The organism is Salinibacterium sp. PAMC 21357 (assembly GCF_000247645.1).
Classification (GTDB): Bacteria; Actinomycetota; Actinomycetes; order Actinomycetales; family Microbacteriaceae; genus Rhodoglobus.
In genome coordinates, this window is sequence record NZ_AHWA01000002.1 from 171564 (window position 1) to 185706 (window position 14143).

13 protein-coding genes are annotated in these 14143 nt (G+C 58.6%); all 13 read left to right on the forward strand.

All coding sequences use genetic code 11. The annotated features are described in order from the left end of the window. Positions 1-54: 54 nt before the first annotated feature. The 13 genes from ON14_RS00855 (at position 55) to ON14_RS00920 (ending at position 14138) form a co-directional block, all read left to right on the forward strand. A complete protein-coding gene (locus ON14_RS00855) occupies positions 55-1458 on the forward strand; it encodes a UDP-N-acetylmuramoyl-tripeptide--D-alanyl-D-alanine ligase (protein ID WP_010202330.1) in 1404 nt (467 codons plus the stop codon). Next, positions 1455-2552 (forward strand): phospho-N-acetylmuramoyl-pentapeptide-transferase, encoded by a 1098-nt coding sequence (gene mraY / locus ON14_RS00860; RefSeq protein WP_010202331.1) that lies wholly within the window; start codon positions 1455-1457, stop codon positions 2550-2552. Before ON14_RS00855 ends, mraY begins: the two co-directional genes overlap by 4 nt. 2 nt (positions 2553-2554) lie before the next feature. After that, complete coding sequence (gene murD / locus ON14_RS00865) at positions 2555-4081, forward strand: UDP-N-acetylmuramoyl-L-alanine--D-glutamate ligase (RefSeq protein WP_010202333.1); 1527 nt, start codon at positions 2555-2557, stop codon at positions 4079-4081. 73 nt (positions 4082-4154) lie between these two features. Then, positions 4155-5570, forward strand: coding sequence for a putative lipid II flippase FtsW (gene ftsW, locus ON14_RS00870; protein WP_010202334.1), 1416 nt, complete (start codon positions 4155-4157; stop codon positions 5568-5570). Continuing rightward, the gene (locus tag ON14_RS00875; RefSeq protein ID WP_010202335.1) at positions 5567-6661 is read left to right on the forward strand and encodes a UDP-N-acetylglucosamine--N-acetylmuramyl-(pentapeptide) pyrophosphoryl-undecaprenol N-acetylglucosamine transferase; all 1095 of its coding nucleotides are present in this window, start codon (positions 5567-5569) and stop codon (positions 6659-6661) included. Before ftsW ends, ON14_RS00875 begins: the two co-directional genes overlap by 4 nt. Next, positions 6658-8106, forward strand: a complete 1449-nt coding sequence (gene murC / locus ON14_RS00880) for a UDP-N-acetylmuramate--L-alanine ligase (RefSeq protein WP_010202337.1) — start codon at positions 6658-6660, stop codon at positions 8104-8106. The genes ON14_RS00875 and murC overlap by 4 nt, the downstream gene beginning before the upstream one ends. Continuing rightward, positions 8093-9181 carry an FtsQ-type POTRA domain-containing protein gene (locus tag ON14_RS00890; protein WP_237719645.1) on the forward strand — a complete coding sequence of 363 codons (1089 nt, stop codon included), beginning with the start codon at positions 8093-8095 and terminating at the stop codon, positions 9179-9181. The genes murC and ON14_RS00890 overlap by 14 nt, the downstream gene beginning before the upstream one ends. Before the next feature lie 241 nt (positions 9182-9422). Further along, entirely contained in the window at positions 9423-10580 is a 1158-nt protein-coding gene (gene ftsZ, locus ON14_RS00895; protein WP_010202340.1) for a cell division protein FtsZ, read from the forward strand. Positions 10581-10585: 5 nt separating this feature from the next. After that, positions 10586-11272 carry a YggS family pyridoxal phosphate-dependent enzyme gene (locus tag ON14_RS00900; RefSeq protein WP_010202341.1) on the forward strand — a complete coding sequence of 229 codons (687 nt, stop codon included), beginning with the start codon at positions 10586-10588 and terminating at the stop codon, positions 11270-11272. A 36-nt stretch (positions 11273-11308) separates the two neighbouring features. Then, entirely contained in the window at positions 11309-11770 is a 462-nt protein-coding gene (locus ON14_RS00905) for a cell division protein SepF (RefSeq protein ID WP_010202342.1), read from the forward strand. 44 nt (positions 11771-11814) lie between these two features. After that, entirely contained in the window at positions 11815-12108 is a 294-nt protein-coding gene (locus ON14_RS00910) for a YggT family protein (protein WP_010202343.1), read from the forward strand. Positions 12109-12234: 126 nt separating this feature from the next. Further along, on the forward strand, positions 12235-13059 hold the full coding sequence (locus ON14_RS00915; RefSeq protein WP_010202344.1) for a DivIVA domain-containing protein: 825 nt from the start codon (positions 12235-12237) through the stop codon (positions 13057-13059). 158 nt (positions 13060-13217) lie between these two features. Further along, the gene (locus ON14_RS00920) at positions 13218-14138 is read left to right on the forward strand and encodes an RluA family pseudouridine synthase (protein ID WP_010202345.1); all 921 of its coding nucleotides are present in this window, start codon (positions 13218-13220) and stop codon (positions 14136-14138) included. Positions 14139-14143: the final 5 nt, after the last annotated feature.

A 14143-nucleotide genomic window follows, 5' to 3' on the forward strand; every position in this document is an offset into this window, starting at 1 on the left:
TTGCCGCTTCGCTGGTAATTTTTTTCAGCGTTCATCCAATTTGGAGCACACCACGTGATCGAACTGAGTATCGCCGAGATCGCTACCGCCGTCGGCGGGAAGCTTGTTGGCGCCACGAAAGGTGAACTTTGTTTGCCTGCCGTTGCCGTACAAACTGATTCTCGACTAAGCACAGCGGGATCGATCTTCTTTGCCCTGCGCGGAGAGGCGACCGACGGCCATCTCTTTGCGGAGAGTGCCGTCGCGAATGGGGCCGCCCTCGTTATCGTTGAACGACCGCTTGAACTGGATGTCGCACAAATTGTGGTGAGCAACGGGGTCCAGGCGCTCCACGCTCTAGCGCGCACCGTCGTTGCTCGAGTGCGGGAGGGCGGTCAACTCAAGGTTGTCGCGGTGACCGGATCAAATGGCAAGACCACAACGAAGAACATGCTGCGGAGCATCCTCGAACGTGAAGGGGAGACTGTCGCACCCCAGGGCTCGTTCAATAATGACGTCGGGGCCCCGATAACGATGCTTGGTGTTACCGAGGAGTCGAAGTTTCTCGTTGTAGAGATGGGCGCCGACGGTGTCGGCGACATAACCAGACTGCAGTCGATCGTGATGCCCGACGTGGGAATTGTGCTCATGGTTGGTCTCGCTCATATCGGCAAGTTTGGCGACGCCTCGGTTACTGCGCGCGCCAAATCTGAAATGGTGACCGCTCTGCCATCGCAAGCGACTGCTGTGCTCAATTTTGACGACGGGCGGGTCAAAGCAATGGCCACACAGACCAACGCTACGGTCAGCTCATTCGGCCTCGATTCCCACGCCGATCTGTGGGCGGACGATATTGAGGCCACTGCGCGCGGAACCGCGTTCACACTTCATTTCGATGACCGCACCATCCCCGTGCAACTGCGGATTCTCGGCGAACACCACGTCACTAACGCTCTTGCCGCGATTGTGGCCGCTCGTGCGCTCGGCATCGATCCTCAACGCTCAGCGACAGCGCTTGAGTCCATTGAGCGCGCCGAACGCTGGCGAATGGAGCTACTGGCCGGCCCCGGAGGCATCACGGTAATTAATGACGCGTACAACGCCAGCCCTGATTCCATGGCTGCGGCGCTCAAGACTCTTGTTCAAGTGGTTGGCCCAAAGAACCGCTCCGTCGCGGTGCTAGGTGAAATCGCCGAACTGGGGGATTACGCCAATGAAGAGCACGACCGAATCGGCCGTCTCATCGTGCGCTTGAACGTGCAGAAGCTCATTGTCGTTGGGCACGCCGCCCGTCACATTCACAATGCCGCCGGTCTCGAAGGTTCGTGGGACGGAGAGTCGGTCCTCGTAGATAACATCGAAGAGGCATACGCTGTGCTCCGTGAGGAACTGCGAGAGGGTGATGTCGTGTTAGTGAAATCGTCGAACTCTGCGGGCCTTCGCCACCTAGGTGACCGAATTGCGGGAGTCACCGCATGATCGCGCTTCTTATTGCGGCGGGATTCTCCCTCGTCTTCACTCTCCTGCTCACTCCACTTTTCATCAAGCTTTTTGTGCGTTTGAAGTGGGGCCAGTTCATCCGGGATGACGGACCTGAGAGCCATCACACCAAGCGCGGAACGCCCACGATGGGCGGAATCGTATTCATTTTGGGTTCGACGATGGGCTATTTCGTCGGGCACTGGGTTGCTCGTGAAGCGGTAACCCTCTCGGGTTTGCTCGTGATCTACCTCATGGTTGGTCTGGGCATTATCGGCTTTATCGACGACTATATGAAGACGCGAAAACAGCGCAGTCTTGGCCTCGGCGGTTGGTCGAAGATCGCCGGGCAGGTCATTGTGGCCGCGGGTTTCGCCGCCCTTGCCTTGAACTTTCCCGACCCCGGTGGACTCACTCCGGCATCGTCGAAGATTTCGGGACTCCGTGACATCAGTTGGCTTGACCTAGCGACATTCGGTGTGGTTGTCGGTGCAATTCTGTTTGCCATTTGGGTGACGCTCATCATCGTGAGCACCTCGAACGGTGTCAACGTGGCCGACGGACTCGATGGCCTAGCTACTGGCTCCGCAATCTTCGCAATCTCTTCCTACATCTTCATTGGCTTCTGGCAGAACAACCAGTCGTGCAGTAACCCCGGCATCGACCGTGAAGTGTTGTACAAGTGCTACGAAGTCCGCGACCCTCTCGATCTTGCAATCATTGCCGCGGCAATAGCCGGGGCCCTCATCGGTTTCCTGTGGTGGAACACGTCGCCCGCTCAAGTATTTATGGGCGACACCGGTTCGCTGGGGCTCGGTGGTGCTCTTGCAGCGCTTGCGATTATGAGTCGCACTGAACTGCTGCTCGTCCTCATTGGCGGACTTTTCCTCATCGTCACCGGTTCGGTAATCCTGCAGCGTGCCTACTTCAAAATCACCGGCGGCAAACGCATCTTCCTGATGAGCCCGCTGCATCATCATTTCGAGCTCAAAGGATGGGCAGAAGTCACGGTAGTCGTGCGCTTCTGGCTGATCGCAGCGCTTTTCGTTGCGGCCGGAGTCGGAACCTTTTACCTCGAATGGATTAACCAGTAGCTGTGCGTGACCTCAACGAACTCACCAGTTGGAATTCGAAATGGAACGAGCTCGCGGTCGCAGTACTGGGTCTCGGGGCAACCGGATTCTCGGCGGCAGACACTCTCACCGAGCTCAAGGCGCATGTACTCGTTATTGCTGATGCGGCATCCGATAACCGCGTAGAGATGGCAGAAGTCATCGGCGCAACCCTCGCTTTGGGGGGCTCCGCTGAAGACCAACTATCGACCCTCGCCGCCCACACACCCGATCTCGTCATCGTGTCGCCGGGATATCCTCTCGATCACCCTCTGTTGGAGTGGTGTCGTCGCGCTGGCGTACCGCTGTGGACGGAGATCGAACTTGCGTGGCGACTGCGCGACAAAACTGGCACGCCCGCCGAGTGGATCGCGATCACCGGCACCAACGGCAAGACAACGACGGCGCAGCTGACAGCCCATATTCTTTCGACTGCCGGTTTTCGAGCGGGCGCCGTCGGCAACATCGGCATCCCCGTTCTGGATGCGATCCGTTACCCGGATGGTTTCGACTTTCTTGTCGTCGAACTTTCAAGTTTTCAGCTTCATGGAATGCCACGCCACGGTGTTGGCGCGATCTCGCCCCTTGCCAGCGTGTGCCTTAACCTCGCTGATGACCACCTCGACTGGCACGGATCGCGGGCTGCCTACGCCGAGGCAAAAGCTACCGTGTACGCCAACACCAAGATCGCCGCCGTCTATAACCGTTCCGTGATCGCTACGCAAGAAATGGTGGAACAAGCAGAGGTCGTCGATGGCTGCCGCGCGATCGGGTTTGGCCTTGACAGTCCAGGGCCGAGCGACTTCGGCATCGTCAGCGACTTGCTCGCCGAACGGGCATTCCACGAAGATCGACACAACGTGGCCGTCGAGCTCTTTACCCTCGATGAACTGCGACAGCGCAATCTGGCGGCTCCGCACATGCTGGCAAATATCCTCGCTGCTAGTGCACTAACTAGGGCAGCGGGAGTCAGCATCGATGCCCTACGCGCGGGAGTTGCCACTTTCGAAGTAGATGCGCACCGCAACCAGCTGGTACTCGCGACCGGGGGAGTGTCGTGGATTGATGACTCCAAGGCCACCAATGTTCACGCTGCCAGCGCATCACTTTCTGCGGTTGACCCGGTCGTTTGGGTGGTCGGGGGCCTGCTCAAAGGAGTGGACGTGTCGCCGCTCGTGCAGCAGCACGCTAAGCGTCTCAAAGCGGCCGTCATCATCGGCGCTGACAGGCTGGCAATCCGTGCCGCATTCGAGCGACACGCGCCCCAGATTCCGGTCTTCGAGGTTGACTCGACTGACACTGAACACGTGATGCCGCGCGTCGTTGAGATAGCGCACGGAATTGCGACCGAGGGAGACACCGTCTTATTGGCGCCAGCAGCGGCGTCCATGGACCAGTTCACCAGTTACGCCGATCGCGGAGAGAAATTCGCGGCCGCAGTTCATGAGCGAGTAGGAGGGAGCGACGATGACACCGCCGACGCCCCCACAGCGACCCCAACGTCCGAATAGTTCGGCCCCGGTACCGTCGCAGCCTCGTCGCCCTGCACCCGCCACATCTCGCGGGCAGCGTCCGGAATCCGCGATGCCCCCGAAATCGAATGTCCCGAGTGAGGCTGATTCATCGCGGTCCTCGCGGACTTCGCGGGCGCTAGCGGCCGCCGCGTCGTATATTCGTCCGGCCTCGTCAGAGACCGTTAACAGCGCGAACGGTGCAGCGTCAGAGACTGGATCGTCGGCGAACCCTCAGACCGGCGGGCCAGTTTCTGCCCGGGTTCCGGTAAAACGAATCTTCTCGGCCCAGTCGAGCAACTTTTTTCTTCTCCTCGGTACGACGCTCTTCCTCGTCATCTTCGGCCTAGTAATGGTGCTTTCGTCGTCCTCCGTCGAGTCGTTCACTGCCGACGAGGGATTCTTCGGAAAGTTTTTGCGCCAAGGGATGTTCGCACTGATCGGACTGCCGCTCATGCTCCTTGCGTCACGAGCGCCTGTGGGTTTTTGGAAACGGTGGGCGTGGCCAGCGCTCATCCTCGGCGCCGTTCTTCAGCTCCTCGTCTTCATCCCCGGAATCGGTTATGGCTACGGCGGAAACCAGAACTGGATTCGGATCGGCAACTCGTTTACCGCTCAACCCTCCGAGTTCGTGAAAGTCGCGGTAATTGTCTGGGTCGCCTGGGTTCTCTCGACGAAGCAGCACGTGCTCTCGGATTGGCGACAGGTGTTGCTGCCGGTTGGACCGGTAGCCGGTGCCGCTATCGGCTTTGTGCTCATCGGAAACGACTTGGGAACAGCATCCATCATGCTGCTTATCGTGTTCGGGTGCTTCTTCTTTGCCGGGGTAAGACTGCGGTTCCTTGCGGTCGGTGTACTGGCGGTAGCGCTCGGGGCGATGCTCTTCGCCAGTACCAGCAGTTCTCGAAGTTCTCGTATCGGCGTCTGGCTTAACGGCTGCACCGAGCTTGACTATCAGGATGCGTGCTGGCAGATCGATCACGCCTACTGGGCTCTCGCGGGCGGCGGTATTTTTGGCACCGGGTTGGGCAACTCGGTTGCCAAACGCGGTTGGCTTCCCCACGCAGACAACGACTATATTTTTGCGATTATTGGTGAAGAACTTGGGCTAATCGGTGCGACCGTTGTTTTGTTACTTTTTGTGGTGTTGGCGATTGCCTTCATTCGCATCATCCGTTCGACGAACGACAGCTTTGTGAGAATCGCCACCGCCGGGGTCATGGTGTGGACCGTGGGTCAGGCATTCGTAAACTTTGCGGTTGTGCTGGGAGTCCTTCCCGTTCTTGGCGTTCCGTTACCTCTCATTTCGACGGGAGGCTCTGCCCTCATCGCGACCCTTCTAGCCATCGGCATCGTGTTGTCGTTTGCGCGAGCGGGCAATAAAGCCCAGGCTCGCCCTGCGACACCGGCACCGGCTGCGCCACCAACCCAATCAGCAGCTGACCGCTCACGCCTTCGGGCCGCTGACCGAGCACGAGGACGTCGATGACAACGTATTTGCTTGCTGGCGGAGGAACAGCTGGTCATGTGAATCCTCTTCTTGCTGTGGCTGAGCGCATTCGGGTGCGCGATCCAGAAGCTGAAGTTCTCGTACTCGGTACCGTTGAAGGGCTCGAGGCCCGACTGGTGCCTGAGCGCGGTTTCGAGTTGCTGACGATCGACAAACTTCCCTTTCCTCGCAGACCTAACCGTGCAGCGCTGTCATTCCCGCGTCGACTGCGCGACACCATCAGTCAGGTGGCTGAGATCATTGAGCAACGCGGTGTAGACGTCGTCGTTGGTTTCGGAGGTTACGTCGCGGCGCCGGCATATCTAGGCGCCCGCAAAGCTGGCGTTCCTCTCGTCATTCATGAAGCGAATAGTCGCCCCGGTATTGCCAATCGCCTTGGTTCCTTCTTCACTTCGTTCGTCGGAACCGCGTTTGATCGCACCCCCATCCGCGGTGGTGTCGTCGTGGGGATGCCGCTTCGGGCAGAGATCGAAACGCTTGATCGCTTCGCCGCTCGAGCCGAAGCGGATGCGTTTTTTGGGCTTGACCCTAAGAAGCCAACCCTCCTCGTCACGGGTGGTTCTTCGGGAGCCAAACGACTGAATGACACCGTTGCTAGTTCGGTAACCCGAATCCTGGGCGCGGGCTGGCAAGTGCTCCACATTACGGGCGAATATCGCGATGTGGTCGAAGATCCGAACTTGCCCGGGTATGTCGTGGTGAAGTACTGCGATCGCATGGAACTCGCGTTGGCCTCTGCCGATTTAGCAATCGCGCGTGCGGGCACGTCGACGGTCGCCGAATTGACGGGACTCGGCATCCCCGCAATTTATGTTCCGTATCCGGTCGGCAATGGCGAACAGAAATACAACGCCCGTACCGCCGTAGACGCGGGTGCTGCTGTTCTCGTCATGGACGCCCAGTTCACCAGTCAATGGGTGAGTAGCGAACTGGTCCCGATGCTGCGTAAACGGGCCCTCATAGCGGAAATGGCTGCTCGCGCATCGACGATCGGCGCGCTTGACGGCACTGAGCGAATGCTCGAACTCGTCGATCGAGCCCTTGCCCGCGATCTACCATTGACATCATGATCTTTCCCGACCTGACTATGCCCTTGCCTGGCGCTTTAACTTCGGCCCATTTCGTGGGTGTTGGCGGCGCAGGAATGAGCGGTATCGCACAGTTATTTTTGAACGCCGGGATCACGGTCACCGGATCTGATCGGGCAGCTAACGCGAACATTGAGGCGTTGCGCACAGCGGGAGCGACGATCAACATCGGGCACGACGCCGCGCATCTTGGCGACGCTGACGCCTTGGTCTATACCGGCGCGCTTTGGCCGGATAATCCCGAGTACCTCGCGGCTGTCGCGCGCGGTATCCCGGTGTTGCACCGTTCTCAGGCGCTGGCGTGGTTAGTGGGAGGCACACGTCTCGTAGCTGTTGCCGGTGCGCATGGCAAGACGACGTCGACGGGCATGATTATTACTGCCTTACGCGAATTGGGCGCTTCGCCGAGCTTCGTCAATGGCGGCGTAATCCAGGGCCTTGGCACAAGTTCGGGTTCAGGCACTGACGATCTCTTTGTCGTGGAAGCTGATGAGTCGGATGGGTCGTTCTTGGCGTACTCGACGGCGATTGCGCTGATCACGAATGTCGATGCTGATCACCTCGACCACTATGGCTCGCACGAGGCCTTTGATGACGCTTTCGTCGAGTTCGCGTCACGGGCCTCTGAGGCCGTTGTCGTGTCCAGCGATGACGCTGGCGCAATTCGGGTCACTCAACGGTTGACGCACCAGAATGTCGTTACCTTCGGAGAAGCTGACGATGCAACGGTGCGGATGCATTCGCTGACGACCGAGGGTCCAGTCGCTTTCACCGTGGTGGTAGATGATCGCGAAGAGCGCGTGCAATTGTCGGTTCCTGGTCGCCATAATGCTGTCAATGCCACGGGCGCCATCGCTGTTCTTGTTGGGCTCGGCTTTGAGCTTGGCAGTGCGATCGATGCAGTGTCGACTTTCGCCGGCACCCAGCGTCGATTCGAACTGCATGCCACTGTCGATGGCGTGAGCGTTTACGACGACTACGCTCATCACCCTACCGAGGTCGAGGCGGCGTTGAGCGGCGCGCGGAGTGTCTTGGGTGGGGGAAAGCTGATCGCCGTACATCAGCCGCATCTGTTTAGTCGCACTCGCGATATGGCCACGGAATTCGCCGAGGTGTATGAACGCCTTGCGGACCACACTGTCGTTCTTGACGTCTTCGGAGCGCGCGAAGATCCTATTCCCGGTGTCACCGGTGAGCTTGTTTCTTCGCAATTCACGGATGCTACACGCGTCGACTTTGAGCCGGACTGGCAGAGCGCGGCAGACCGAGTGGCGGAGCTCGCGCATCCAGGCGACATCGTGATGACGCTCAGTTGTGGAGATGTCTACCGGATTATCCCGCAGCTGGTTGCTGCATTAGAAGACCGTGGGGTTGCGACCGGAGTGGTGTCGGCAGGGGCAGATCAGGTGCCGAGTGAAGAGGCCTGAGGGTTTCGATAAGCCGGCTCCCGAGTCGCTCGGTCAGAGCGCTACGCCGCGACGCAAACGTGCAGCAGCGTCAACGGCAACTCCAACAGCTAAGACACGCGCAGAGTCGAGTCCGAAATTAACTCCGAATCCGGCGCCGAAATCGACTACGTCGAGTGGGGCGTCTCGACCGAAACCAGCCGCCTCCGCCGCTTCAGCGCAGACCGTTGCAGACCAGCATGAATCGAAAAACCCTGCCACAAAACCGCGTGCTGAGCGCAGGGCTCGTCCTCTGCGCAGCAGTCGTGAGCCGAACCCTGATGCTCTTGCCAAGAAACGCTTGCGCCAAGCCGCGCGGGCACGAAAGCGTGCGGAGCGCGCAGAGTTGCGTCGCTTCACGAGGCGCGCGCGCAATCGCAAAATAGTTCTTCTTTCGATCGCGGGCCTTACGGCGTCGCTTCTCGCGCTCATTGCCGTTGCTGTTTTTTCCCCGATTTTGGCCCTCCGATCAGTCGTCATAGACGGCACGAACCGCATCGCTCCGGCGGAGATTCAGGCTGCTTTAGAGTCGCAAATGGGAACTCCTCTTGCGTTGCTCGATTTCGATGTCATTACCGAAGAACTCTCAGTCTTTCCCTTGATTCGAAGTTATGTCACGGAGATCGTGCCGCCAGATACTTTGCTAGTTCACATCGTCGAGCGCGAACCGATTGGTGCAATCCAGGTCGATGGAGTCTTTCGTCTGGTAGATCCGGCGGGCATCACTATTCAAGAGTCCGCGGAAAGCATTGCTGGCGTGCCGTTGATCGATGTAGGGGGAGCGGATACGTCAAGCTCCGCATTCGCTGCGGTTACCGAAGTGCTGCTGACCCTTCCGGCTGACTTACGCGTGAGAGTTACGAGCGCATCCGCTACGACGAAAGATGATGTGTCGTTTGTGCTTTCGGGAGTCGGTCAAGGGGTGGTGTGGGGCAGTGCAAGCGAGTCAGCTCGCAAGGCTGCACTTTTGGCACGCTTAATCGAACGCACGGATGCCGGCAGCGCGGGAGAGTTTGACGTTTCAGCTCCCAGCAATGGAATTTTCCGACCGAGTTAGCAGGAAGTGCTCGGCTCGTTCCTCTGGCGCCCGGTATGGCAGGTTCACCAGTTCTGTCCGATTTACTGCTCTCAGTAATCTCGCGACTCTGATTCCCGTAAATTGCCAGAACACTTTCCGACACGCGGCGAGCGGTGACTCTCTGTTGCGCTGTCTCCGCATACTCTCAACAAAAGAAATACATACTGAGCATAACTTTAAACCTCAAGTCGAGGTTGATAGTTTCCAGTGGAGGCCGAACGTGACATCAAACCAGAACTACCTCGCCGTGATCAAGGTAGTCGGCATCGGTGGTGGCGGAGTTAACGCCGTCAACCGAATGATCGAGCTCGGCCTGCGAGGCGTCGAGTTTATTGCGATCAATACCGACGCCCAAGCACTGCTAATGAGCGACGCAGACGTCAAACTTGACGTCGGTCGTGAACTGACTAGAGGACTCGGCGCAGGCGCTGACCCTGAGGTCGGTCGTCGAGCTGCCGAAGACCACGCCGAAGAGATCGAAGAAGCGCTTGCTGGCGCCGACATGGTTTTCGTCACTGCGGGAGAAGGCGGCGGAACCGGCACCGGTGGCGCCCCCGTGGTTGCCCGGATCGCGAAGTCGATCGGAGCCCTCACAATTGGTGTTGTCACGAAGCCCTTTGGCTTCGAAGGCAAGCGCCGATCGTCGCAAGCTGAGATCGGTGTTGAGACTCTCAAGAACGAGGTCGACACCCTTATCGTCGTACCGAACGACCGTCTCCTCGAGATCAGCGACCGTGGCATCAGCATGCTCGAAGCCTTTTCGACCGCTGATCAGGTTCTCCTCGCCGGCGTCCAAGGCATTACTGATCTCATCACGACCCCGGGCCTTATCAACCTCGACTTCGCCGACGTCAAGTCCGTGATGCAGGGCGCAGGCTCCGCCTTGATGGGAATTGGTTCTTCACGCGGGGCCGACCGGGCCATAAAAGCGGCAGAACTTGCTGTGGCATCCCCACTGCTCGAAGCCAGTATCGATGGCGCACACGGAGTGCTGCTCTCGATCCAGGGCGGATCCAATCTCGGAATCTTTGAGATCAATGACGCGGCTCGACTCGTGCAAGAGGCTGTGCATCCAGAAGCCAACATCATCTTTGGTGCTGTCATCGACGACACTCTCGGTGACGAAGTGCGCGTGACTGTTATCGCAGCAGGGTTCGATGGTGGTGAGCCATCAGCGAAGCCCGTTGAGGGGCGCCGTACCAACTACGTCGTACCTGAGGCGCCCGCTGAGCACATTGCTGCGGCCGAGAAGTCTGCCGTCAAGGACACCGATTGGAAGTCGCAAGCAACTGTTGTGCCCGCGGCCACCATCGATCGCAGTTTTGATGATGACGCCGAGAACGACAACGACCTCGACGTTCCCGACTTCCTGAAGTAGCAGTGATGCCTGACTCCACACCGTTGGGTCACAGACTCGCAGAGGTCGACGAACAGATCGCGGATGCCGCACGCGCGGCATCCCGCGATCTGTCGTCGATCTCTAGGATCGTCATCACGAAGTTCCACCCCGCAAGTTTGGTTCGTGAACTCTTTGCACTCGGGGTTCGGGAATTCGGCGAGAGTCGGCATCAAGAGGCTCAGCCCAAGGTCGCCGAGTTATCTGATCTCGACGCGCGATGGAGCTTTGTGGGACAGCTGCAGAGCAAGAAAGCACGTCAAGTGCGTGCTTATTGTCAGGCGATCCATTCGGTCGACCGTGATTCTCTGATTTCAGCACTGGCGACAGATGACGCGGTCACGCCGCTCGATGTTTTTGTGCAGGTCAATCTCACTGATGACGGCGGCCGCGGGGGAGTGCTTCCCAGCGAACTAGAAGGTTTCGTCGATCGCGTGGCCGAGGCCGCGGGAATCGAGCTGAGAGGTCTCATGGGGGTGGCGCCGCTTGGTGAAGACCCGAGGCCGTCGTTTGCCGCTCTAAGGTCGCTTTCTGAGCGCATAGGGGCGCAGCATCCGACCGCGGGCGCGCTCTCGATGGGAATGTCGGGCGACTTCGCGGAAGCAATCGCCGAAGGCGCGACACACCTTCGAATTGGCACGGCAATCACGGGAAAACGCCCTGACCATGGTTAATCTCGAAGCAGAAGCTTCACCACTCGGAGGATTATTATGGCCAACCCACTGCGCAAGACAATGGTCTACCTCGGCCTCGCCGACGAAGATTACGAATACGAGCAGGGGCCGGTTGCGCCGGTTGCCCCTGTTGCAGCAGCACAGGCACCAGCGAGTTCCAATCGCGCGCCAGTCACTCCTTTGCGTCGCGCTGCGCCCAGTACTGCGGAGGCAGAAATGAACGAAATTTTGACGGTGCACCCGCGCCAGTACAAGGACGCCCAACTCATCGCTGAGAACTTCCGCGAGGGCATCCCAGTAATCATCAACCTCTCGCAGATGAGCGAGCCGGATGCCCGCCGCCTGGTGGACTTCGCAAGCGGTCTGTCACAGGGGCTCTACGGAAAGATCGAACGCGTCACCAGCAAGGTCTTCCTTCTCTCTCCAGCACACGTTGCGGTCAGTGGAGAACAGGCTGAGGTTGAGTCGGACGTTGACGCATCGTTTTTCGGCCAGTAACTAGCCTGCACAACGTCACTGATTTTGACCGGTAACCTAGAAGGGTGAATCCGGTTTCTATTATCGCCACGGTGGCCATTTACGCCATCAACCTCTTTATGCTCGCGATGTGGGCTCGATTTATTCTCGATCTCGTCGTTGTCTTCGCCAGAGGGTGGCGCCCCAGCGGTGTCGGCTTGGTTCTTTCTGAAGTGGTCTTCACGATCACTGATCCGCCGATCAAGGCGGTGCGCAAGGTTGTTCCAACAATTCGTATCGGCAATGGTGCCCTCGATTTGTCGTGGATGTTGGTCATGCTTGCGTGCATTATTTTAACCTCCATTTTGCGGGGCTTTTAGAACTTGCCGCTGTCGATGTACTCTTATCGGAGAGCATGCGGCAACTAATCAGGTTTCGTCATTACGATGTGACGCGAACGTTGAACGTTCTGTATACGTTGAAAGAAAGTTTTAGAGGTGGCGGCAATGGCTTTGACTCCAGAAGATGTAGTTAACAAGCGGTTTGAATCAACAAAATTCCGCGAGGGATACGACCAAGATGATGTCGACGATTTTCTCGACGAGGTCGTCGTTGAGTTGCGCCGTCTCAATAATGAGAACGAAGAGCTTCGTCAGCGTTTGACCGCTGCCGAATCGCGTTCGAGTGAATTGCAACAGTCGGCGATCAGCGCATCCGCTGCACCCGCACCGGTTGCAGCCTCCGCGCCAGCAGCGCTCGAGAGCGCCCCGGCGCCCGCGGCGCCCGCCATCCCGGCGCCTGAGCCAGTTTCCTCGGCTCTCGACGATGCCAGCAGCACCAATAACTTGCTCCAACTTGCGCGCCGCCTGCATGAAGAGCACGTACGCGAAGGTATCGCTAAGCGAGACGCGTTGATCGCTGAGGGTCAAGCAACGGCCGCTGAGATCGTTGCCGATGCAGAAGCTCGCCAGCGTGAGCAAATCGGCACTCTCGAAAAGGAGCGCGAAGCAATCGTTGGCACCATCGAGAAAGAGCGCGAATCGATCGTCGGCTCGCTCGAGCAGGAGCGTCAAGCAATTGAAAGCCGCATCGAGTCGCTGCAGAACTTCGAACGTGAGTACCGCGAGAAGCTGAAGAGCTACATCGAAGGTCAACTACACGAACTCGATTCCGCCAGTCTCGTTTCGGCCGGTGCACCTACCCAAGAGTCGGCTCAGCAAGAGTCTGGTTCAGCCGGCCAGCCTTCTGGCCACTTGACGCCTGAAGACTTCGCTGCGCCTCAGTCGGCACAGCAGCCTCCGGCAAGCTTCACTGGTTTCTCCGGAAACTAGTTATTCGCACAGGCCGTCAGCAGTCGGTGAGCTTCGGCTCCGCCACTGCTGGCGGCTTTTGCTATGTTCGCGCACCGATCGCAACACCACGGTGTGGGATCGTACCGGGCAAGCAAACACATTTGCAACGTTATTAGGCACGAAATCAAGGAGCAGTAGTGGAAACCCGTAGTTTGCCGGTTCCTGAAGGGCTTGCCGGGCAGCGCGTAGACGCAGCCCTCGCCAAACTTCTTGGCTTTTCCCGCACTTTTGCCGCAGAGGTAGCGGAAAACGGCGGCGTCACGATGGATGGCGTCGCGGTCGGAAAGTCTGACCGACTCGCCGCTGATGCGTGGCTAGAAGTTACTTGGGTTTCCAAGACAGAGCCAACCATCGTTCCGGTAGTACTCGACACGCTTGGCATCATTTATGACGACGAACACATCGTCGTTGTGGATAAGCCCGCTGGTGTGGCGGCCCACCCCTCGGTCGGCTGGGACGGCGTCACTGTTCTCGGTGCTCTTGCCGGGGCCGGCTACCGTATTTCCACGTCGGGCGCTGCTGAGCGTGCGGGAATCGTGCACCGCTTAGATGCTGGCACAAGCGGACTCATGGTCGTTGCAAAGTCAGAGTTGGCTTACACCGAACTGAAGCGCCTATTTCACGACCGGGAAGTAAATAAGGTTTACCACTCGGTTGTTCAAGGGCATCCCGACCCCCTCGCGGGAACAATCGATGCTCCGATCGGTCGTCATCCAGGCTCGAGCTGGAAGTTTGCGGTCGTTGCCGGTGGCAAGGACTCAATCACTCACTACGAAACCCTGGAAGCCTTCCCTTCGGCGGCTCTTGTTGAGGTCCAGTTGGAAACTGGGCGCACTCACCAAATCCGCGTGCATATGGCAGCTCAACGGCATCCGTGCGTTGGTGACAGCATGTACGGAGCAGATCCCACGATCTCCGCCAGACTCGGCCTGACTCGCCAGTGGTTGCATGCCCATAAGCTGGGCTTCGCGCATCCTGCAACCGGTGAACAGGTGCTATTTGAGTCCCCGTATCCGGCTGACCTTCAGGCTGCACTTGAGGTGCTTCGGGGCGACTAGGGCGC

What these genes read in the sequence shown, in the direction of transcription:
- mraY (WP_010202331.1), top strand. Translation starts at nt 1,455, where the DNA reads ATGATCGCGCTTCTTATTGCGGCGGGATTCTCCCTCGTCTTCACTCTC.
- ftsW (WP_010202334.1), top strand. Translation starts at nt 4,155, where the DNA reads ATGCCCCCGAAATCGAATGTCCCGAGTGAGGCTGATTCATCGCGGTCC.
- ON14_RS00875 (WP_010202335.1), top strand. Translation starts at nt 5,567, where the DNA reads ATGACAACGTATTTGCTTGCTGGCGGAGGAACAGCTGGTCATGTGAAT.
- murC (WP_010202337.1), top strand. Translation starts at nt 6,658, where the DNA reads ATGATCTTTCCCGACCTGACTATGCCCTTGCCTGGCGCTTTAACTTCG.
- ON14_RS00900 (WP_010202341.1), top strand. Translation starts at nt 10,586, where the DNA reads ATGCCTGACTCCACACCGTTGGGTCACAGACTCGCAGAGGTCGACGAA.
- ON14_RS00905 (WP_010202342.1), top strand. Translation starts at nt 11,309, where the DNA reads ATGGCCAACCCACTGCGCAAGACAATGGTCTACCTCGGCCTCGCCGAC.
- ON14_RS00915 (WP_010202344.1), top strand. Translation starts at nt 12,235, where the DNA reads ATGGCTTTGACTCCAGAAGATGTAGTTAACAAGCGGTTTGAATCAACA.